The following is a 22,557-nucleotide window of genomic DNA, read 5'->3' on the forward strand; positions in this document are numbered from 1 at the left end:
AAAAACATGTCGAAATGACGATTTTAATCACCTAAGGTTACATCTGACAATAGAAAAATTATAAAATAAACACATGAAAAAAATAATCGTCCTTTTTACCGCAGCCATTTTATTTTCTTGTAGCAAAAAAGAAAAAGAATATGTAAGAATTGCCGGTAAAATTGAGAATGCTGATGCGGATAGCGTTTTTATCACAAAAGAAGGAATCCGTAAAGCGATCCCGATCGTAAACGGTGAATTTAACGACACTTTGAAACTGATTGAAAACAGCTATTTTGAATTTTATTCGGGAAGAGAACGCAGCCAGATTTTCTTGAATCCGGGAGATAGTTTGTTTATTTCGACTGATATGTTGGAGTTTGATGAGAAATTGAAATTCGGTGGGACTTCTGAAAAGGAAAACAATTATTTGGCTAAAAAACAATTAAAAGCAGAAGAAATATATTTGGACCCAAAAGGTTTTTTTGGAGTGGAAGCTGAGGCGTTCCAGTCCAAAATTGATCAATTGAAATCTGATCAAAAAACGGCGTTGAATGAAGGGGAATTAGGAAATGAATTCAAAACCATTGAAAACAAAAACATCGATTTTAACGCTTATATGTTGTTGGCTCAATATCCGCTTGCGTACAAACATTTCATGCAAAAGGAAGCGGTTTTACCTGCGGGATTTGAAGCGCAATTCAAAGATTTGGATTTGGAAAATGAAGCCGACTTTTTATCTGTTCCGGCTTATAGACAATTCGTTTTCTTCCAAATTTCCCAAAAAATAGAGGAAGCAAAATCGGCTGAAGAAACGGAAAAAATCATTTCTTCTATCCAATCTCCAAAGATCAAAGATGCCGTAATGAAAGACTTTTTGATTTATTTTGTAGGCGCTGGAGGAGCTGATGCTGAGCGATTTAATGATTTTATTCAAAAAAATGCAACAAATGAAAAGGTAAAAAAAGAATCGGCTGAGGCATTTGCCAAAGTTCAAAATCTTTTGCCTGGAAAACCATCACCGAAATTCAATTACCCGGACATCAATGGAAAGAATGTTTCTCTGGATGATTTAAAAGGAAATTTGGTTTATGTAGATGTTTGGGCGACTTGGTGTGGGCCTTGCATCAGAGAAATCCCATCTTTAAAACAGTTGGAAGCTGATTACCATGGAAAAAACATTGCGTTTGTCAGTATGTCGATTGATCCGCAAAAAGACAAAGGGAAATGGGAAGCGATGGTCAAAGAAAAAGATTTGAAAGGCATTCAGATATTTTCCGATAAGGATTGGAAATCCCAATTCGTTCAGGATTATGGCATCAAAGGCATTCCGAGATTTATCTTGATTGATGAAAATGGAAACATCATCACGGCCGATGCGCCGAGACCTTCAGATCCGCAGATCAGAACGTTATTTGAAGAGAATTTGAAATCCTAATTCAAGATTTTTTCAAAGGCTTTTCTGGCAGAACCTCTGAAATAGACTTCGCCACAATAGGTATAGCCGAGTTTTTCGAGGATTTTCAACATGGGAACATTGTCAAAATTGGTGTCGACCTTGATGCTAAAAATGTCATTTTCTTTGGCGAAATCTTCTAAAATCATGAATAATTTTTTGGCGAATCCTTTTCCGGCGACTTCATCTGAGACACCGACCCGATGAACGACCAGGAAATCACCATCGGACAACCATTTACCTTCGATTTCATCATAAGCCGGCTCGTAATTGAAAATCAATGCAGCAGTTGCGATGATTTTGTCGTCCTGAATTAAAACATAATTTTGAGCTTTTTCGATATCGTTTTTTACGGTTTCCAAATTGGGATATCCGTCTTGCCATTGTGTGCTTCCGTCTTTTTTTCTACGATTGATGGATTGTTGAAGAATTTCCCAAATCGGTGTGATATCGTTTATTTCTGCTTTTCGAAAGACTAAATTTTCCATTTTAAATGAATTGCAACCAAATATAAAAATTCTCTTTTTATGTTGATTTAGAATTTAACAATAAGAAATTCAAATGATTAAGATTAATTCAAAATTAATTTTGTAAATTTGCACCCACTTTGGCGGAATTTGAAACAAAGTACTGAAAAACAAAAGTTTAACGACTCTCAAAGCCTTATTTCCGCATCATTTTCGATAAGCGCATTTGAGATACAAATTTTTAGCATTATGTCTAAAGAAACAAAAACAGAAGAGTTGGAAGATCAAGTACTAGACTTAGGTACAACTTCGACTCAAAACAACGCAAACGTATCACCTGAAGATTTTGACTGGGAATCATTTGAATCCGGATTGGATGAAGCAGATCGTAAAGAAAAAGCTCAATTGGAGAAAATGTACGATGAAACTTTGGACGATTTGGATGAAAATGCCGTTTTCAAAGGAAAGGTAGTTCGTTTGACTGACAAAGAAGCGATCGTTGACATCAACTTCAAATCAGAAGGTGTTATTTCATTGAACGAATTCCGTTACAATCCAAACCTAGCTGTAGGTGACCAAGTGGAAGTAATGGTAGATACGCGTGAAGACAAAAACGGTCAATTGGTTCTTTCGCACAGAAAAGCGAGAACGTTGAACGCTTGGGATGCGGTAAACAACGCACACGATAGCCAAGAGATCGTAAACGGTTACATCAAAGCCCGTACAAAAGGTGGTATGATCGTAGACGTATTTGGAATCGAAGCTTTCTTGCCAGGTTCTCAAATCGATGTGAAACCAATCCGCGATTACGAACAATATGTAGGAAAAACAATGGAATTCAAGGTGGTGAAAATCAACCCAGAATTCAAAAACGTTGTCGTTTCTCACAAAGCATTGATCGAAGCAGACATCGAAGAACAGAAAAAAGAAATCGTTGCACAACTTGAAAAAGGACAAGTACTTGAAGGTGAAGTTAAAAACATCACTTCTTATGGTGTGTTCGTAGATTTAGGTGGTGTTGACGGATTGATCCATATCACAGACCTTTCTTGGTCAAGAATCAACCATCCATCTGAAATCCTTGAAGATGGTCAGAAAATCAATGTGGTAATCTTAGATTTCGACGAGGACAAAACAAGAATTCAATTGGGTATCAAACAATTGGAAAAACATCCATGGGAAGCTTTGGATTCCAACTTACAAGTAGGAGACAAAGTAAAAGGAAAAGTTGTGGTATTGGCTGACTACGGTGCATTTGTAGAAGTTGCTCCGGGAGTAGAAGGTTTGATCCACGTTTCTGAAATGTCTTGGTCTACGCATTTGCGTTCGGCTCAAGATTTCGTAAAAGTGGGTGATGAAGTAGAAGCGGTTATCTTGACTTTGGATCGTGACGAACGTAAAATGTCATTGGGTATCAAACAATTGACGCCAGATCCATGGACAGATATCACAACGAAATATCCTGTAGGTTCTGAACACAAAGGAAAAGTGAGAAACTTCACGAATTTCGGTGTGTTTGTAGAATTGGAAGAAGGAGTAGACGGATTGATCTATATTTCTGACCTTTCTTGGACCAAAAAGATCAAACATCCATCTGAATTTACAAATGTAGATGATGTATTGGACGTAGTGGTATTGGAATTGGATGTAGAAGCAAGACGATTGAGCTTGGGTCACAAACAATTGACAGAAAACCCTTGGGACAAATACGACAGCAAATACGGAGTAGGCACAAGACACACCGGAACAGCTGTTGACGTATTTGACAAAGGAGCGACTATCCAATTTGAAGATGCTGACGTAGAAGCTTTTGCTCCATCCAGAACTTTGGAAAAAGAAGACGGATCTCGAGTGAAAAAAGGCGATGAGTTAGAATTTGTTGTAATTGAATTCAACAAAGAATTCCGTCGTGTAGTGGTTTCTCACTCAGCGACTTTCCGTGAGGAAGAAGAAAAACAAGCGAAAAAAGCGATGGAAAACCAAACGACTGAAACTGCGACTTTGGGTGACATCGACGGACTAGCTGCGTTGAAAAAGAAAATGGAAGAAGGAGGAAACTAATTCTGAAGTTTAGCTTATAATAGAACCGTCTCGGCTTAGCTGAGACGGTTTTTTATTTTTCATAATTTTAAAGCAATAAACTAAATGATGAAAGATTTATTTTTTACAATTGGTAGAATTTTAGGAGTTGTTACAATTTTCCTTTGTATCAATTTTTACTACATAGTATTTTTCTCTATTACTTATTTCTTAAGTTTAATTTTCATTTGGATTTCAAATAGCACAATTAAGAATAAAATAGTTTGGACTATTCTTCCAATTGTTTTGGGTTTCCTTTACATGTTAATTATAGACAGAACACATCAGTTAATTTTAAAGTCGAAAAGCTTAAGTGTTGATTATATTTTGCCGTTAAATTTTACAGGAGAGATAATTGTTTTTGATAATGTAAATTGTGGACAAAATAAAGTTATAGAGAATGAAAGAATAGTAATTCAGGTTCCAGAAAATGGAATAGTATATTATTCAGGAAGTTTAAATAATGAAGGTTATATTGATAATGTTTTTAGATATGAAAAAGGAAATATGACTGTAAAAACCTTATATGAATCGATGTTTTGGGAAGGCACAAAAGAATATCATGAACAAAACTAATCTGAAAATACAATAGGAATTTTTCATGTAAATCATTATCAATTTTATAACAATAAAAATAAATTTAAAGAACTATTTATATTGACAAATAAAAACGGACTCGATTCAATAAATTGGTATGACAAAATTTCAAGAAAGTTAGAAAAAGTGGATCAAATCAATTGTAATTAAAAAACCCCCAAGCTTTCGACCACTTGGAGGTTTTTATTTTATTTAAAACGAATTTACTTCGTCACACCCATATTGTAAAGTGCAAAGGCAAATTTGTCTGTGGTTTCATTGATGATGGCTTCAGTTGATTTCCCCGCGCCATGACCTGCTTTGGTATCGATTCGGATCAAAGTCGGATTTTTACAACCTTGTTTGTCTTGTAATTCCGCTGCAAACTTATAACTATGCGCCGGAACCACTCGGTCATCGTGATCGCCTGTTGTGACCATCGTTGCCGGATAACAAACGCCTTTTTTCACATTGTGAACCGGCGAATATCCTTTCAGATAATCAAACATCTCTTTGTTGTCTTCGGCCGTTCCATAATCATAAGCCCAACCTGCTCCAGCCGTAAACGTATGGTAGCGCAACATATCCAGAACGCCAACTGCCGGCAAAGCAACTTTGGCAACATCAGGTTGGATGGTCATCGTCGCACCTACGAGAAGTCCGCCGTTTGAACCACCAGAAAGCGCTAAATATTCCGTTGAAGTATACTTTTCTTTTTTCAAATATTCGGCAGCAGCGATGAAATCATTGAACACATTTAATTTATTCAATTGACGACCGCCATCGTGCCATTTTTTTCCGTATTCGCCACCACCACGCAAGTTGGGAACGGCATAGATTCCGCCATTATCCATCCAAACCGCATTTGTAACACTAAAAGAAGGCGTTAGGCTGATGTTAAATCCGCCGTAACCATAAAGGATAGTTGGGTTTTTCCCGTCCAATTTGATGCCTTTTTTATAGGAAATCATCATCGGAACTTTGGTTCCGTCTTTTGAAGTGAAAAACACTTGTTTGGATTCGTAGTTTTCCGGATTGAATTTTATGGCCGGTTTTTTATACAAATTGGATTTTCCGGTTTTTACATCGTAGTCAAAAATGGTTGACGGCGTTACATAATTGCTAAAGCTATAATAAATTTTCGTTTCTTCTTTTTTTCCAGAGAATCCGCCAGCAGAACCACTTCCAGGAAGTTGGATGTCGCGTATTTTTTTACCGGAATGATCATATTGCTGTACCACATCCAATGCATCTTTCATATAATGTGCAAAAAGATAACCTCCGGCAGTAGAAATGCCCAATACATTTTCAGTCTCAGGAATCACATTTTTCCAATTTTCCGGTTTTGGATTTTTTACGTTTACGGTTACCAGTCGATTGTTCGGTGCATTTAAATTGGTCATCAGATACAATTGATCACCTACATTGTCTACAAAATCAGTTGAAGTATCAAAATTGTCTAGAATTTGGATGATCGGCGCATTGGCTTTTGTCAAATCCTGAATGTACAATTCATTTCCGGTTGTCGAAACAGAAGCCGAAATCACCAAAAACTTCTGGTCTTCCGTCACACCTGCGCCTACATATCTTCTCGGCGTTTTTTCGCCACCAAAAATCAAAACATCTTCTTTTTGAGGTGTATTGAGTTTATGGTAAAATAATTTGTGCTTGTCGGTCATTTGGGACAATTCACTACCTTTTGGTTTGTCATAACTCGAATAATAAAATCCGTCGTTTCCTTTCCAAGAAGTTCCGCTGAATTTCACATCGCGAAGCGTATCACCAACCTGTTTTTTATCGGCCGTTTTCATCACGATCACTTTTCTCCAGTCAGAACCACCTTCAGAAATCTGGTAGGCACAAAGCGAACCATCCTTTGAGAAACTAACTCCCGCAAGCGAAATAGAGCCATCTTTTGAAAAGGAATTCGGATCTAAAAAGACCTCTTCTCTTCCATTTTTTCCGTTTCTATACAATACAGAATGTTGCTGTAGACCGTCATTTTTATAGAAATACGTATAATCACCTTCTTTAAACGGAGCAGAAATTTTTTCATAATTCCATAAATCAGTCAACTGTTTGTTCAATTTGTCACGAAAAGGAATTTGATCCAAATACGCATACGTCGTTTTGTTTTGGGTTTCTACCCATTTTTTGGTGTCTGCTGCCAAATCGTCTTCCAGCCAGCGATAAGGATCGTTTACTTTTTCACCAAAATATTCGTCTACTTGTTTTCCCTTTGTCGTTTCGGGATATTTCCCTTTAAAATCTTGTGCCATCATCATGGTTCCCAGTCCCAGGCTTGTTAAAGTGATTAATGCTAATTTCATGTTCTGCGTGTATATTTATTTATAAAATCATTCGAATGAAAAATTAAAGATAATTATAATAACGAGCACCCAAAAGATTTGGGTTTTCATTTTCAATTTTTTCCAATTTGAATCCTGAAATTTCACCGACCGAATTTTTCAATTTTTTGCGGTGCAAATTTTCATAGGTTTCATAATCTATGGCTTTTCTTTTTTCCAATTCGCCTTTTAAATTTACTTTCTCCATCACGGATTTCCAACCCATTTCAATTCTTCCTTCAAAAACTTTGGATTTAGAACCACTTCCATAAGAAAGAAATCCAACTTTTTTTCCTTCCAAATCTTCTTCTGAAAGCGTCAATGCCGATAAAAAAGCTGTGAAAATGGAAGCTGTGTACATATTGCCGATTTCGGATGAAGCCCATTGCGTGGGTTTGATTTTTTGGTTCACCAATTCCAAATAGGCTTCTGATTTGGCCAAAACTTTTTGGTTTTCAGTTGAAGTATCTTCGCCATTTTCAATCGCAAAAATATCAGTGAACATTCTTTTTCCCTGAAAAGCATATGGAAGATGAAAAGCCATAAAATGCCAATTTCGGTACAAATTCTCAACATTTAATTCTGCTTTTAATTGAAAATAAGCATCGCGAAGTCGGTCTTTGTAGCATTCGTTCGAATATTGGCCATCAAAAACCGGTTCATCAGAAAAGATTTCAACTACATCATTTCCGGAATTTACTGCTTCTAGAACGGGAAAATCCTCTCGGTATCGGCGAGGTTTAAAAAAGTCAAATACGCTTTTGGTGGAAACGCCCCAATGGTTTTCAAAAGAAATCAAATTAGGCTCAGCCGAAATCAAAAGTGCAACTGCACCGGCGCCTTGGGTATATTCGCCAGGCGAATGAAGCGCATATTTTGCATAATCTGCTGCGATACAAATGGCTTTTTTTTCAGGATTTACCCGCACAAAATCCAAACAATTTTGTAAGGCATCTACGCCTCCGACACAAGCAAACGTCATGTCCAGCGCATCTATATGGTCAAATGCTTCTTCTCCAAATTTATTTTTTAAAGTTTCAGCAACCAATTGAATCGCATAAGTTGCAGTAGGTTTGGCGGCGTCCAAAGCACTTTCAGTTCCCAAATAAATACGGGAAATATCTTTTGGATGGAGGTCATAATCGAGGAATAATTTAAGCAGTGAATTTGCGGCAAGCGTCGCGGTGTCCTCATGGACATCTAAAACGGCCATTTTCTTCAAGCCTAGACCCAATTCTAATTTTTCCGGTTCGATGTTTCGTCGGATGGCTAATTCTTGAATGGGTAAATAAAGGTTGGGCAGGTAAATCGAGGCGGCATCTATTCCGAATTTCATTTTTTCAGATTTCAAATAATATCAAATTTATAAATTAAAAACTTACTTTTGGGAAATGAACGGGGAGAAAATTGCGGGGCACATAAAAATCAAAGAAAAATTAAGGAATTCGATTTCGGAAGGAAGAATTAGCCATGCGCAATTGATTTCCGGTAAAAACGGTTGGGGTTCTTTATCGTTTGCAGTTGATTATGCCGCCGAAATCCTTGCTTCTGAAAAGGGAGAAGCCGTAAAATCAAAAGTAAATGGTTTGCAACATCCTGATATCCATTTTACTTTTCCGGTTACTTCAACCGAAAAATTTAAAGCGCCAACGAGCAATCATTTCATCAAGGAATTTCGTGAATTCATCTTAGAAAACCCTTTTGGGAGTTTGTATGATTGGTTGGAATTTGTTGAAGTTGAAAAAAAACAAGGCGGAATCAACGTCCATGAAGCGCATGAAATCGTCAAGTTTCTTTCGCTCAACAGCTATGAAGGAAGTTATAAATTTGTGATCATTTGGTTACCGGAATTGATGAATGAAGCAGCGGCCAATAAACTTTTGAAAATCATAGAAGAGCCTCCTAAGAAAACCGTTTTTTTATTGGTAACAGAAAAGGAAGAAGAATTGTTGCCGACGATCGTTTCTCGTTGTCAATTGGTGAAATTGAACCGATTAAGCGATGATGAGGTTGCAGATTATTTAGAAAAAAACAAAGGATTATCTGCTCATGAAGCCAAAAGAATAGCGGTTTCGTCCAATGGAAACCTGAGAGATGCATTACAAAATCTGGATGCAGCAAATGAGGAGTTTGAAGCGTATTTTGTGAATTGGGTCAGAAATGCTTTTATGGCTGCCAAAAATCCTTCGGTTTTAAAAAATTTGGTCAAATGGGCCAATGAAATCAGTGCTTGGCCTAGAGAAAAGCAAAAGCAGTTTTTACAATACTGTTCAGAAATATTTCGCCAAGCCTTATTGAAAAATTACCAAACCGGTGAGTTGGTCTATATGCAATTGGGAGCGGAAGGCTTCAATTGGGAGAAATTCGCGCCGTTTATCCATGGAGCGAACATTGCCGATATTTTAGATGAATTGAATGAAACTTCTTATCACATCGAACGCAACGCCAATGCAAAAATCGTATTGCTCGATCTTTCTATCAAATTGACCCGGTTTCTTCATAAAAAACCGGCATAAAAAAACCTGTCGCGTTTCAAATGAGCCGGACAGGTTGTTTGGGAGTGATAAAAAGAGTTTAAATTGCTTTAAAATTCACTTTTATTTTAACGGGTTGGCCTTCCGCCGTAAGATCCATATTCATCGTTCCGTCTTTGGTCAATCCGCTGTTACGGTCTAGTTTATAACTTCCATCAAAAGTTCCGATTTTTGTACCGTTTTCATCGGTCATATCACCGGACGTTCCGATCATTAAATCATCTACTGTAATTTTCTCCACGGTCATGTTCATTTTCAAATTTCCGGTTCCGTCCATTTTCCGGTCAGCAGACCATTTGTCCCCAACTCCTACAGGTCCTTCCGGCATGGGAATAGACATAGATCCCATGTCACCCATTTGTTGGGCGGACATATTTCCCGGTAGTTTGAATTCGGTTACGTTTCCGCGTTCGTCCATTTTCATGGTCATCGGATTTTCAAAAAAGGATTTCATTTGCTCATGGATCATCGCGCCCATTCCGGTATGTTCTTTGGCTTCAGAATCATAGGACATATCCATCCCACCCGCATTCATATTCATTTTGATGGAATTGTATTTCATTTCATAGTCATAAACGTTTCCTTGTTTTCCTATGACTTTGAAATTCATTTTGGCATCCATATTCATTTTCATGGCTTGTGTTCCTGTGGATTCCATTTCCATGGTCATCAAAGTCTTTTGAACATCGCCAACTTTGGGTTTTAGGCGGATGAGGACTTTGTCTCCTACACCATCTTCAGATGATGAAACCGTTTCGATGGATTTTTCTTCTCCAGGTGTTCCTTCAGGAGCATTTTTACAGCTTTCAACTGAAATTAAGGCTGCACCGATCAGAACTAAAAATAATTTTCTCATGTGAATTGTATTGAATTAACATCGAACAATATACAACAAAGCATAAAAAGCCCCGAAATTAATTTCGGGGCTATAAGTTTTCAAGGATTATTTTTTGATCAATTTGTGTAAGGATTTTGATTTACCAACTTGAATTTGAATAAAATAGAGTCCTTTTTCCAAATTTGAAACATCGATAGCTTGATTGTTCTCAATGGAATTCGCAGAAACGATTTTTCCTGATGTATCCAAAATTTGGACTTCAGCTTTGTCATCAATTCCTATAAAAAACTGGTTTTTAGTCGGATTGGGATATATTTTCAGATGAGCCAATGATTCTTCTACAGTTCCCATCGTAAATTGGTTGATCACGCCCACCGCATCCAAATCAAATCCGCTACTCCAAAATGGTGTGGGATATGGTTCGTTTACGATGTTTCCAAAATCATCATAAGTTGCAAATTCCGGAGCTATCGTGCCAATTGCATCAATCAATTTCACATGTGTAATTTGGTTTTTATCCAACAAAGGATCGTCTTCAATTTCATCCAAATCAAACGGCGTCCCAAACTGAGCGCGGTATTTGCCTGCTAAATTATTGATATAAGTCGGATCCACAGAACCAAAACCGCCTACTTGCGTATCGGTTTGGGTTTCGCTATGCGCCGGGAAACGGAAATAGTTTTCACCATCTGAACTGACTTCCACAAACGCCAATTCCAGAAATGTGTCGTTAAAAGCATTTTCAAAAACGGCAAAATCAAAACCAGGACCATTGCCAATTGGCGTATCAAAAGTCAGAATAGCAATTCCTGCATCTCCCAGACTCACAACGTTATTGTCTGCTGAACCCAGAGCTACTTCAGGTTCGCCATAAGTAGCATAATTACTTCCTTGGTCTACTGCTTCAGGGTCGGCGATGTTGATCAATCCTCTTTCTATTTCGACTCCGGACGCCCAGTTTACAAACAAATCGCTGTCGTGTGCAATGGCTGTGGAGCCTGCTTGGCCAGCTGCTGGCGGATAAGATTGTGATATTGCGTTTATGGAAAGAATTCCAATTAAAATGAAATTTAGTTTTTTCATTTGATGATGATTTTTTTGGTGATGGTATTATTTCCGGATTGGATTTTCACGATATAAATTCCTTTTACTAAATCCTGAATATTGATGCCTGAAGTGACATTTTGCGTAGATTTCACCAATTTTCCGGTTAGATCAAAGATTTCAACATTCGAGATATTTTTTCCGTCGATGTAGAATTCGTGAGAAGTTGGGTTTGGGTAGATGGAAATTTGAGATAATGTTTGGTCAATTGTTCCCATTTCTCCTTCAGATTTGTAGAATCCGTTTGGAATTAATCCTACAGTATGCGTGTTTTCTAAAACTCCGTCTATCGAATACACAAAAGCACTTCCATTTGCAATATAGTCAACCGCATCTGCAACATAAATTTTATCATCAATTATGTTAAATCCGTAAGGAATTGCAGTGGTGGTTTGCACAACCAGAGTAGGCTCTGGTGTGGTTTCAGAAAAATCAATTTTATAAACACCTGAATTTAAAACATAATAAAGCAAAGCATCATCAACTGCCAAAAATCCCGGATGTTCACCCATTTCAAAATTAAATTGAGAAGAAACAGTATTGGTCAAAAAATCAATTTCGTAAATTCCTGCTTCAGTTTCATTTCCTGACCAAGCCGGAACTCCACTACAGATTACATAAAGTTTATCACCTATGATTTGCATCGTGTCCGGAACATCACCTACTTCTATTATTTCGACTTGCTCCGTTGCAGCATCAATAACCGAAATGCTGTTTCCAAAACCGTATCCACCTTTGTGCGCTACATAAAGTTTTCCGTCTTTGTTAATAATTCTTTCAGGACCTTCGGCTACAGCAATTGTAGATTCAACTTCGTTGGTTTCCAAATCTATTACCGCAACATAAGAAGTTTCAGGGTCGCCAGGATCACCCCAACAAGTTACATAACCTTTCCCATCATGGAACGCAATATGGCGAGGACTTGTAATGTCAGTAGAAATCGTTTCGGTGTATTGGAGCGTTAAGCGGTTGGCAACAATGACTTTGTTGGAACCGTTCATGACAAAATAAATATTATCGCCATTTATCCCGATGCCTTGTGCCAAATCACCTAAAGAAAGCCCTGGGTTTTCGTTGCTGTACACATCATTTTCCAAAACCCCATCTGCTGAAAGAAAAGAAAGCGATGCGTTGCTCGTTCCAAATTGACCTTCATTTAAAATGAAAATTCCGTTTGAATAATCCTGAGCAATCGAAAATCCTGAGAATAAAATCCCAAGAATTAAAAATTTAAAAAATCTGTAAATGTTTTTCATCTGTATAAATTTATTGTAATTACTTGTTAATCATTAAAATAAACCCCGTTTGGAATGATTCCTCCAATCGGATATTCGCCGTCTAAATTTCCACTCAACGAATAAACAAACAAAGCACCGTTGCTCTGATAGTCTTTCGCATCACACACATAAACCCAGTTATCGTCCACATTGAATCCGTATAGAATTTCCAAACCATCATCTGACGTAGAAATAAAAGGTGAGTTGGACGGTTCGATATTGGAAGTTTCGGTTCTGTAAATGTCATTTCCGATGGTATAATAAACTTTGTCGTTTTCGATTTGTAAAAAGGTCGGATGAACACCTTGCGCAAATTCAAATTCATCTACAATTTGGTTATTTTGCAGATTGATTTTGTACATCGCACCTGTGGTTTCTTCTCCCGTCCAACTTGCCTTTCCGGCACAAAGCACAAATAAAAATCCGTCTTCTTCCACCAATCCGGTTGGAACATCTGAAACCGAAATGCTTCCTGTGATAGAATTCGAGTTCAAATCCAAAATCGAAATGCTGTTTCCATAACCCCAACCACCTTGATGCGCGATGTAAAGTTTTCCATTTTCTTCTACCAACTTTTCCGGACCTTCCGGAACTGAAATCGTAGAAATCTGGGTATTGGAATTCAAATCTATCACCGCAATAAAATCATCTTCCGTATCGGTTCCGTCGCCCCAATTGCTCACATAACCCTTTCCGTTATGGAATTCGATGAAACGCGGATTATGCAATTGTCCTGCGATGGTTGCAACGCTTTCAAACGTATAACGGTTGACAACTTCAATCGCGTTGGAATTGTTTACCACGATGTACGCCAAATCGTTATCAAAACCGATGTTTTGCGCCACATCTCCCAAATTACGTCCATTCACGTCGCTGAAAATATGGTTTTGAATTTCACCCGAATTGGAAATGAAACTAACCGAAGCATTGGCATACGTATATCCGCCTTCATTTAAGACGATTACACCGTTTTGGAAATCGCCTTCTATGATTGGATTTTCACCGTTGTCATCGCTGCTACAGGAAATAACAAATGCTAAAAAGGAGATTGTAATTATTTTTTTCAAATTTTTCATAGTCTAAATTTTTATATTCAAATAAACCTGAAAACTCCGTCCGGGCATCGGTCGGGCTTCCACATTTTCATATTCATAATCCATCAGATTTAAAACCTCAAATCCGATTTTGTAGGTATTTTCTTTTCCGAAATCATAATCCAGTCCTAAATTGGTGACATAATAATGATCCAATCGGTGTTCCGGTTCGTTTTGGGTCGTGGTAAAAACTTTTCCGTTGAACAAAAACTGCGAATAAACCGAAACACCTTTCCATCCATAACTCAACGATGCCGTGGCTTTATGATAGGGAACATAAATCAATTGTTTGTTCAATTTCTGGTCTTCCGAAACCGTATAAGCATAAGTTGCAGCAAGCGAAATCTGATGTTGAGCAAATTTTTTGTTGGCCGATAAAATCGATTCGATTCCATAAATCTTGACATCTTCTACATTTTCCGGTCGCCAAAGAATTCCGCCGAGCGGATTGGCATTTGGAATCCAGCGAATTAAATTATCGACAGCATTGTAAAATGCGGTGATGGAAAATTTGAAGATTCGGTTCTGAAATTCATTTCCGATTTCGGCTTGGTAAGAAGTTTCCGGGTTCAAATCAGGGTTTCCGACTTCCGGCCAATATAAATCATTGTACGTTGGGATGCGGAAATTTTTTGAAGCGTTGAATTTCAGAGTATAAAAATCCGTTACCGACCAATTTCCTCCTAGCGAATACAGCAAAGGATTTCCGTAAATCTCGCTCAATTCTTGACGCAAACTGATTTCGTAGTAAAATTTCGGGAGAACTTGATGTTTGGTAGACAAACTGATGGCACCCAAATTCCGTATTTCGTTTTCCATTTCTTCTCCGCTGAAACCTTCATTTCGGGTGAATTCTAAATGGGATTGCAATTGAAAATTCGAAGTAAAACGATACCTTAAATCATATTTGGCAACCAAAGTGTTGACTTCACCTAAATCAAAAATTGCTTTTGAAACATTAGGAAAATACCGGTATTCTTCAGTCAAATAAGCTAATTTTAAATCGGAATCAAATTTCCCGAACCGACTTTCCCAATTCAGCAAACTTCTGACGTTGTAATTTTCATATTTGGATTTGGTGGCATATGGTGTGACAACAGCGAGATTTCGTCTTCCTTGAAAAAGATTTCCGTAGAACTTCAAAGTGTTTTTGGCATTGATTTTATAGGCTGCGCCGAGATTGATGTTGTTGTTGTAAAATTGTCCATTGGTATTTTTTCTGGATTCGTCTTCCGGAAATTCAAAATCGTTCTCAGAAGAAAATCGGGCATAATTGGTATAGAAACTCAGGTTTTCGGTAGAAAATTCGCTTTTGAAACTACCGTTAATCGTATTGAAACTTCCGTAACGCAAAAAGAGTTCGTTTGAAAAATCATTTTTAAATTTCAATTCGTTGATCAATTCCACGCTTCCCCCAACCGAACTGTTGACTTCGGCAACGTTTCCGGCTCCGCCTTTGATGTTGATTTGATCGTAACCGTTTATGGAAACGGTGTTAAAATCCGTTTGTCCGTTGGTTTGGGAATTGATGTTGATGCCGTTCCAGAGGACAAGGGTTTGCGAGGCAGTCGTTCCTCGGAATGAAGGAGAAGCGACCATTCCGGCGCCTGATTCTTTGAAATAAATGGGCGAATTAAATAGGAGAATTTGTGTGAGGGAAGGTTGACTTTTTTTCAGGATAGAGTCGTTGAGCGAAATTTCAGATTGGGTTTGGATTTGGGACAAATCATGTTGCGCTGAAATGGAAGTTCCACTCAACTGGATGGTATCTTGCTGTGCTTGAAGTTGAAGGAAACCTGTCAGTAAGCACAAAATAGGGAGTAATTTTCTCATCACAACTTTTGTTTTTCCTCCGAAAACAAATCATCATTTCATTACAACCGGCAGGTCTCCTGGCTTGCTCTTTTCCCTTCCCATACGCCTACGGCGCACAGTGGTTTGTAGATTGATTATGAGCTTACAGTTGCGGGGACAGCTCCGGGATTTCACCGGATTCCCTTTTCATCCGCCTGCGGCGGACACCGATTTGGCTGCAAATATAAAGTTTATAATTGGTTATTAACGAAATGTTTAAAACTAAAAACTTGCACAACTCCGAAATAATGTTAATTTTGTTAACATTAAAATCTTTATAATTATGGACGAAAAAACGACTGGAATTGTAAGTTATCTTACATGGGTTGGTCTTTTAATCGCATTTCTTACGCGAAAAGAAAAGACCGAATATACGAGTTTTCACTTAAGACAATCACTTGGGATTACGGTGTTTTCTTTTGCAATAGGGATTATTGTTTATATTCTTTCTGCTGTTTTAGGAAATTTTGGTGGAATGATGGGTTGGGCGCTTTATGTCCTTGTTATCATCATGTGGGTCATAGGTTTTATAGGTGCCGTCCAAGGTGAAAAGAAATTGGTACCAGTTCTAGGAGACAAATTCCAGGAGTGGTTCAAAGGCGTGTAAACAATTAATTCAATAAAAATGGAAGTACATTCAGAAAATCCTCAACCACAACCACAAAGCAGTGGAAATTCCGATAAAAAAATGATTGCCGGTATTTTAGGCATTTTATTGGGTGGTTTAGGCGTTCACAAATTTTATTTGGGTTACACCCAAACCGGAATCATTCAGTTGATCATCGGTGTTTTGACTTGTGGAATTGGAGGAATCATCGGTTTGATCGAAGGGATCATTTATCTGACCAAATCAGATGAGGAATTTGAAGAAACCTATGTGGTCAACCAAAAACAATGGTTTTAATTCAAATGAAACACATAAAAAAGCAACTCCGAAAAGAGTTGCTTTTTTTTTAATCTTAAATGTTGATTGGATTATTTCAGCAAGAATTTTTTCACGAAATTTTTTCCGTTGGCCGATTTAAATGAAACGACATAAACACCGGCAGGTAAAGAACTAATGTTGATTTTGCCGGATGTTTCCAAATTGGATTTGGAAATCAATTTACGTGCAGAACTATCGATAATCTGCATGGATTGAATCTTACCATTTAGGTTTCCTATTTCATAGATTAATTCGTCGTTGTTCACAACCAATTGAACGGTTGGTGCGTTTACTTCAGAAGTAGCAAGATTTTCTTTTTTGGCAACTTCTATGATAAATTCCAAACCTAATTTGGTGAATTTGGCAGCATGATTGGAGTTTCCACTTACGGAATATACGTCACCGGTGGTGTGGATTTGAGGGTTATGTTCGCCAAAATTAGACTCAAAAGGAAAAGAAGCCAAATATCCTCTCGCTTCCCAACTCGCGTGGTCAGAACAACCATAATTACAAGAAGAATTAGAATAGGTGAGAGGGTGCGCGCCGGAAGAATTGTAGTGTTCCAACAATTCTACTAAAAAAATATTCAAATCTCCACTGGTATAATTGTCTTCGATGATTGAAATATCAGCGTTTGAACCTTGGTAATTGGTCATGTCAAATTGGACATAAGCCACAACATTTTTCCCATCGTTGTAATAATCTTCTGCGATTTCGTCAGAACCAACCAATCCAATTTCTTCAGCTGCATACGCCATGAATTGAACGGTTTTTTGTGGTTTGTATCCGGTTTCAAGCAATACTCTGATGACTTCTGTGATGGTCCCGATTCCGGAAGCGTTGTCATCTGCGCCGGGCGCATTGCTTTCTGACCAAGTGATAGAGTCTGCATGTCCACCGATGATGACGTATTCGTCAGGGTCTGTTGCGCCTTCTATGGTCATGATCAGTGAAGGCATCGGGGTTCCAAAATGTTCAACGACTTCAAAAGACACATCTGTTCTACCTGCTGCGGTTGCCATGGCTTGCCATTTGTCGCGGATGGCGTAAATCGCTTGTTCGGCTTCCGGTCTTTCATGGTAACGCGTCCCGAAATCCTGAAGCATCAAGATGGTTTCTTCGATGTTTGATGCATTTACCAAATCCAAACATTGGTTTACAAAGGCATCTTCCGTAATGGTAAAATCCATCACATCATAATTTCGTTCAAATGAAGTTTGGATAAAAGAAACGGCATCTGCTTCTGATTTTTTGTAAATGAAACCTGGGCCATGCACGACGATGTTTCCATGCAATTGATGTGCGACTTCTTCTTGGATATAAACAGCGGATTGATCGCCTTGGGTGGTCAATATTTCAATTCCATTAGGGTTGGAATTTTTAAGTGCTTGGGCATGTTCTGCAAACATGGTGGCATAAAACCAATCCTGATGTTGTGCAAAAATGGAACTTGAAATCAATAAGATTATCAAGGAATAAAATTGTTTTTTCATGTGTGTCAATAATTTAATCGAAATCGAATGTACGTAATATTTTTATTTTCCTCCAGGAACTTTTTCTCGTAAAAGGTTTGTACCGAGGTCACTTCTTTTGGGATTTCATGGTTGTCCGGATTGTAAACATGATGGTTAGTGATCAGGACTTCATGGTTTTCTATCTGGATGACACCATGGGTATAACCATAGAGAAATTCACTATCGGTTTTCAGATGGACGATACCGTTTGGGTTCAATACGTGATGGTATTTCTTTAAGAATTCAGGGTGGGTCAAACGATGTTTGGTTCTTTTGAATTTGATCTGAGGATCTGGAAAAGTAATCCAAATTTCGCTCACTTCATTTTCTGCAAAGGCATAATCGATCAATTCGATTTGGGTGCGTAAAAATGCTGCATTTCTCATGCCGGATTCAATTGCGGTTTTTGCGCCTCTCCAAAATCGAGCTCCTTTGATATCGATGCCGATGAAATTTTTATCGGGGAATTTTTCAGCGAGCGCAACGGTATATTCGCCCTTACCACAACCCAGTTCCAATACGATTGGATTTTCATTTTGAAAGACTTCTTTGTTCCAATTTCCTTTCAGCTCAAATCCCGAAACCATTTCTGCCCGTGTGGGTTGGAATACGTTTTCAAATGTTTTGTTTTCAGAAAATCTTTTTAATTTATTTTTTCCCATAATCCTTTGTAAATCAGTCGGCGAATTTAGGTCTTAAAAATATTTTACCCAAATTTGAAAAAAATATTTGCAGAAATGAAAAACCTACTTATATTTGCAGTCCTCAAAAGAAGGGAGCATAGCTCAGTTGGTTCAGAGCATCTGCCTTACAAGCAGAGGGTCGGGGGTTCGAATCCCTCTGCTCCCACAAAACAAAATGCTTTACATGTTTCATGTGAAGCATTTTTTATTTTCGAATTAGTCAATGGTTTACTTTTGTAAAAATTTGGAAATAAAAAAGGATTCAAAAACAAGGTTTTAAAGCATTTTGTTTTAATTCAACTCTTAACGGGATCAAAGGAGTTAATCCCTCTGCTCCCACAACCCAAAACGCCTCGCACATCCGTGCGGGGCGTTTTTATTTTTAGAAAACGCAAAAACTTGTTTTTGTGTTTGAATGAAATAAAAAGGACAATGACGCAGTCTTGAGGCGTTTTGGGTTGCATAATCCTTTTTATTTTGGGATCAACGGCGTTAATCCCTCTGCTCCCACAAAGAAAACCTCAGATGAAAATCGGAGGCTTTTTTGTTTTAAATGGTTCTATAACCTCTAAGATAATGATGTGGAATCAGACCTCCGCTTTTTCCAATTCTTTCCCAATTATCCTTTTTCTGTGCTGAATGCCCCAATCTGCCAGCTGTTCGATTACTTTTTTTAAGGTTCTTCCGTATTCGGTCAACTCATATTCCACGCTGATGGGCTGGGTGCTTACGACGGTTCTGTTAACCAATTGGTTGATTTCTAAATCTTTTAACTCGCTGCTCAGCATTTTGGCAGAGATTCCTTCGATTTCTTTCTGTAAATCTGAAAACCGCATTTTATCATAACATAGTGCTGCGATGATGAAGATTTTCCATCGGCCTTTCAAGATGTCCATCGTATCTTGAACGGCCAATAAATTGGATTTTGAACATTTAATTTTCATCTTTTATAAATCTAATAAATTGATAATCAATTGGGTTACTTTTTTGTAACAATTACTTTTAGTTAGTAGGTTACAAAAATAAACTATTTATGTTTAACTTTGTGGCTTTAAATTGAAAAAGATATACAATGAGTTTATTAGAAGACTTAAATTGGCGATATGCAACCAAAAAAATGAATGGTGAAATCGTTCCTCAAGATAAAGTAGATTATATTTTGGAAGCGGCAAGATTGGCACCTTCTTCATCAGGATTACAGCCTTATCAACTATTGGTCATCACCGATAAAGCACTATTGGAAAAAATCCAATCGATTGCCAACAACCAATTCCAGATTACGGATGGTTCTCATCTTTTTGTTTGGGCGGCATGGGATGGTTATTCCCATCAAAATATATCTGAAGTTTTTGATAAGACCACTACAGAAAGAGGCATCCCAAAAGAAACCATGGACGATTATAAAACCAGGCTTTGGGGGATGTATGAACCACTTGGTGCGGAATGGCATGCTACACATGCCGCAAAACAAGCTTATATTTCTTTCGGATTGGCCATAGCAGCGGCGGCAGAGCAAAAAGTGGATGCAACACCCATGGAAGGATTTGACAGCGAGGCTTTGGATAAATTATTGGGATTGCCTGAAAAAGGTTTGAAAAGTGTTGTGATACTGCCTTTGGGTTATAGAGATGAGACAAATGATTGGTTGATCAATTTGAAAAAATACAGGACGCCTAAAGAAGTATTTATAACAGAAATTTAATGCTTGTCATATTTCAACTAAATAAAAAATCCGGAATCTGAAAAGGTTCCGGATTTTATTATTGTAAAGATTTCGAATTATTTAAAATCAGCATCAGAAACACCTTCGTTGAATTTGATGTCGATAACTTTAAAGGTCATGTCCATACCAACGTTCATGGTAAATTCTTCCGGGAATTTAATTCCGTCAAATTCTTTGTAGTTACCATAAGTTACGGTTTGAACCATTTTTTGACCTTGGGCTTCCAATTCGTTTGAAGTACCCAACATCAACCCAGATTTTGTATCAAAAAAGGATTTTTTCTTTCCGTCGATTACCACGTAAGCTTCTTTTCCGTTGAAATTCTCAATTCCTCCTAATTTGATTCCGGCTTTATTTGCCAAAGTCAATTCCGGGAAAGGTAATGCAGTATATTGATTGTCAGCGATTTCTTCTGCGGTCATGTCCTTTTTTTGACCTTGTTGTGCATGGTATCCTGTTTTTCCGTCAAATACGGTTTTGGAAAGTTCCATGCCCATTCCGGTTACCACGTTCATGGTTTTACCTTCAGTTGTAGAAGCCGTTTTTAGATTCAATTTCATTCCCTGAACCTCTCCTTCATAGTTGGCCAAAACCGTTTTTACAGCTTTCACTTTATCCGCTCCACCGATTGCGGAAATGTAATTGTCCAAAACAGATTTTACGGTAACATTGGCATCTACTTGTTTTTGTTCCGGTTTGGAAGTCGGTGCACCAAAACGGTCAAAATAATTGATTTTGTATGGTAATTTTTCCAATGCAGGCAATACTTCAGAAGCCTTTCCTACGACCAAAATTCTAGCATTGTCTTTGGAGAAATATTTCTGTGCTGCTTTTTGAACATCTTCTATCGTAACGGCATTTACGCTTTGAATGTAATTCTGATAGAAATTGGCAGGCAAATTTTGGGTTTTGGTCAACAAAGCCTGACGTGCGATTACTTCCGGTTTTTCTGCATCCATCACAAAATTTCCGATGAATGTTGCTTTAACAGTAGACAAAGCTTCAGCCGTAACTTTTTCCGTTCGGATTCGGTTCAATTCTTTGATAGTTTCTACTACGGCACTGTCCGTAACTTCATTTCTAACTTGAGCTCCCGCTTTAAATTTTCCCACATATTTGCTTCCTCTGATGCTTGATCTTGCACCATAAGTCCAGCCATGTGCTTCACGAAGATTCATGTTCAAATAACTGTTAAAATCACCTCCGAAAATTTGGTTGGCAAGTAAAACTGCGAAATAATCAGGATCTGTCATTTTTAAGTTTACAGAACTTAGTAGCGCAACTTCAGATTGAACAGCATTGGGCATATCGACAAAATTGATTTCCGTTTTGGCTACATTTTTTGGATCGGGAAAGCTCGTGGTTGGAATCGTTCCCGGTTTCCAATCCGCAAAATATTTTTTAACCAATTTTTTAACGTCTTTGAATTTCACATCACCCATCACGATAAGATAAGCGTTGTTTGGAGCGAAATAATTTTTATAATGTGACTTTACATCTGCCAAAGTCAAACCTTTTAATTTTTCTTCCGTTGTAAATTCTCCAGCCGGATGATTGGCACCGAATACCAAAACATTTTCCACTCTGGCAGCATTGGAAGCAACGCTCTTTTCTTCTGATTTCAATCCATCTACGAATCGGGCAACTTCTTTATCGAAATCATCTTGTGAGAAATTTGGGTCGATTGCACCTTCTGCCATCAACTCTAAAACCCTTGGAAAATAGCGCGAAAGCGTATTGGCGCTAGCTCCTGATGAATGAAAATTCAATCTCGCTCCCATGAAATCTACTTCTTCCTGAAAGGCGTCTTTTGAAATTTTACTCGTTCCATTCCCGATCAAAGATCCGGTTAAATCATCGATTCCTTTTTTGTTTCCCTCTACAAACGGAGGATTGTCTATGCTCAACGTCATGGAGACGCGAGGTAGTTTGTGGTTTTCTACCACCATTACTTTCAAACCGTTTTTAAGTTCGAAAGACTGGGGTTTCCCTACATTTACCTTTGGTGACGGTCCCGGTTTTGGCTGAGACCTGTCGACCTGTGCCTGTGTTCCGGCTGATAAGATTACCATAACGAATATGTATACTAATTTTTTCATTTTTCTA

The 22,557-nt window shown here is 38.0% G+C and carries 19 protein-coding genes, 1 tRNA gene and 1 riboswitch; of the genes, 8 read left to right on the forward strand and 12 right to left on the reverse strand.

Annotated elements, in window-relative coordinates; translation table 11 throughout:
• The first annotated feature begins 73 nt into the window (after nt 1-73).
• Nucleotides 74-1,417 (forward strand): TlpA family protein disulfide reductase, encoded by a 1,344-nt coding sequence (locus HU137_RS04725; protein WP_182042639.1) that lies wholly within the window; start codon nt 74-76, stop codon nt 1,415-1,417.
• Here the strand turns inward: HU137_RS04725 and HU137_RS04730 are convergent.
• Nucleotides 1,414-1,923, reverse strand: a complete 510-nt coding sequence (locus tag HU137_RS04730; RefSeq protein WP_182042640.1) for a GNAT family N-acetyltransferase — start codon at nt 1,921-1,923, stop codon at nt 1,414-1,416. The two genes, HU137_RS04725 and HU137_RS04730, sit on opposite strands and share 4 nt — an antisense overlap.
• 228 nt (nt 1,924-2,151) lie before the next feature.
• Between HU137_RS04730 and rpsA the strand changes: the two genes are divergently transcribed.
• The gene (gene rpsA, locus HU137_RS04735) at nt 2,152-3,963 is read left to right on the forward strand and encodes a 30S ribosomal protein S1 (protein ID WP_182042641.1); all 1,812 of its coding nucleotides are present in this window, start codon (nt 2,152-2,154) and stop codon (nt 3,961-3,963) included.
• 87 nt (nt 3,964-4,050) lie between these two features.
• Nucleotides 4,051-4,557, forward strand: coding sequence for a hypothetical protein (locus HU137_RS04740; RefSeq protein WP_182042642.1), 507 nt, complete (start codon nt 4,051-4,053; stop codon nt 4,555-4,557).
• A 224-nt stretch (nt 4,558-4,781) separates the two neighbouring features.
• Here HU137_RS04740 and HU137_RS04745 read toward each other — a convergent pair whose 3' ends face one another.
• On the reverse strand, nt 4,782-6,887 hold the full coding sequence (locus HU137_RS04745; RefSeq protein ID WP_182042643.1) for a prolyl oligopeptidase family serine peptidase: 2,106 nt from the start codon (nt 6,885-6,887) through the stop codon (nt 4,782-4,784).
• 43 nt (nt 6,888-6,930) lie between these two features.
• Nucleotides 6,931-8,241 carry a hydroxymethylglutaryl-CoA synthase family protein gene (locus tag HU137_RS04750; protein WP_182042644.1) on the reverse strand — a complete coding sequence of 437 codons (1,311 nt, stop codon included), beginning with the start codon at nt 8,239-8,241 and terminating at the stop codon, nt 6,931-6,933.
• Nucleotides 8,242-8,296: 55 nt separating this feature from the next.
• Here HU137_RS04750 and HU137_RS04755 point away from each other — a divergent pair, with 55 nt between their 5' ends.
• Nucleotides 8,297-9,421 carry a DNA polymerase III subunit gene (locus HU137_RS04755; RefSeq protein WP_182042645.1) on the forward strand — a complete coding sequence of 375 codons (1,125 nt, stop codon included), beginning with the start codon at nt 8,297-8,299 and terminating at the stop codon, nt 9,419-9,421.
• A gap of 58 nt (nt 9,422-9,479) precedes the next feature.
• Here the strand turns inward: HU137_RS04755 and HU137_RS04760 are convergent, their stop codons facing one another.
• From HU137_RS04760 to HU137_RS04780, 5 genes are all read right to left on the reverse strand, one after another.
• Complete coding sequence (locus HU137_RS04760) at nt 9,480-10,295, reverse strand: DUF6263 family protein (protein WP_182042646.1); 816 nt, start codon at nt 10,293-10,295, stop codon at nt 9,480-9,482.
• 87 nt (nt 10,296-10,382) lie between these two features.
• A complete protein-coding gene (locus tag HU137_RS04765) occupies nt 10,383-11,360 on the reverse strand; it encodes a T9SS type A sorting domain-containing protein (RefSeq protein WP_182042647.1) in 978 nt (325 codons plus the stop codon).
• Nucleotides 11,357-12,637, reverse strand: coding sequence for a DUF5074 domain-containing protein (locus HU137_RS04770; protein WP_182042648.1), 1,281 nt, complete (start codon nt 12,635-12,637; stop codon nt 11,357-11,359). Before HU137_RS04770 ends, HU137_RS04765 begins: the two co-directional genes overlap by 4 nt.
• A gap of 26 nt (nt 12,638-12,663) precedes the next feature.
• A complete protein-coding gene (locus HU137_RS04775; protein ID WP_182042649.1) occupies nt 12,664-13,734 on the reverse strand; it encodes a YncE family protein in 1,071 nt (356 codons plus the stop codon).
• Between the two features lie 3 nt (nt 13,735-13,737).
• Nucleotides 13,738-15,585, reverse strand: coding sequence for a TonB-dependent receptor plug domain-containing protein (locus HU137_RS04780; protein WP_182042650.1), 1,848 nt, complete (start codon nt 15,583-15,585; stop codon nt 13,738-13,740).
• A gap of 32 nt (nt 15,586-15,617) precedes the next feature.
• Nucleotides 15,618-15,793, reverse strand: a riboswitch (cobalamin riboswitch).
• 96 nt (nt 15,794-15,889) lie between these two features.
• On the opposite strand from HU137_RS04780, the gene HU137_RS04785 reads away from it, so the two are divergent.
• Entirely contained in the window at nt 15,890-16,213 is a 324-nt protein-coding gene (locus tag HU137_RS04785; RefSeq protein ID WP_182042651.1) for a DUF4870 domain-containing protein, read from the forward strand.
• Between the two features lie 18 nt (nt 16,214-16,231).
• Nucleotides 16,232-16,510, forward strand: coding sequence for a TM2 domain-containing protein (locus HU137_RS04790; RefSeq protein WP_182042652.1), 279 nt, complete (start codon nt 16,232-16,234; stop codon nt 16,508-16,510).
• Nucleotides 16,511-16,581: 71 nt separating this feature from the next.
• Here HU137_RS04790 and HU137_RS04795 read toward each other — a convergent pair whose 3' ends face one another.
• Entirely contained in the window at nt 16,582-18,024 is a 1,443-nt protein-coding gene (locus tag HU137_RS04795) for a M20/M25/M40 family metallo-hydrolase (RefSeq protein ID WP_182042653.1), read from the reverse strand.
• A gap of 5 nt (nt 18,025-18,029) precedes the next feature.
• Nucleotides 18,030-18,707: a tRNA (guanosine(46)-N7)-methyltransferase TrmB gene (gene trmB / locus HU137_RS04800; protein ID WP_182042654.1), complete on the reverse strand. Its 678-nt coding sequence runs from the start codon at nt 18,705-18,707 to the stop codon at nt 18,030-18,032.
• A gap of 112 nt (nt 18,708-18,819) precedes the next feature.
• Between trmB and HU137_RS04805 the strand changes: the two genes are divergently transcribed.
• A tRNA-Val gene (locus HU137_RS04805) sits at nt 18,820-18,894 on the forward strand.
• A 421-nt stretch (nt 18,895-19,315) separates the two neighbouring features.
• Here HU137_RS04805 and HU137_RS04810 read toward each other — a convergent pair.
• Nucleotides 19,316-19,672 carry a winged helix-turn-helix transcriptional regulator gene (locus HU137_RS04810; protein ID WP_182042655.1) on the reverse strand — a complete coding sequence of 119 codons (357 nt, stop codon included), beginning with the start codon at nt 19,670-19,672 and terminating at the stop codon, nt 19,316-19,318.
• Between the two features lie 128 nt (nt 19,673-19,800).
• Between HU137_RS04810 and HU137_RS04815 the strand changes: the two genes are divergently transcribed.
• A complete protein-coding gene (locus HU137_RS04815; RefSeq protein WP_182042656.1) occupies nt 19,801-20,430 on the forward strand; it encodes an NAD(P)H-dependent oxidoreductase in 630 nt (209 codons plus the stop codon).
• Between the two features lie 77 nt (nt 20,431-20,507).
• On the opposite strand, the gene HU137_RS04820 is transcribed toward HU137_RS04815, so the two are convergent.
• A complete protein-coding gene (locus HU137_RS04820; protein ID WP_182042657.1) occupies nt 20,508-22,550 on the reverse strand; it encodes an insulinase family protein in 2,043 nt (680 codons plus the stop codon).
• Nucleotides 22,551-22,557 lie beyond the last annotated feature (7 nt).

It is taken from the genome of Moheibacter lacus, from assembly GCF_014042165.1.
In the GTDB taxonomy this organism is placed as follows: Bacteria; Bacteroidota; Bacteroidia; order Flavobacteriales; family Weeksellaceae; genus Moheibacter; species Moheibacter lacus.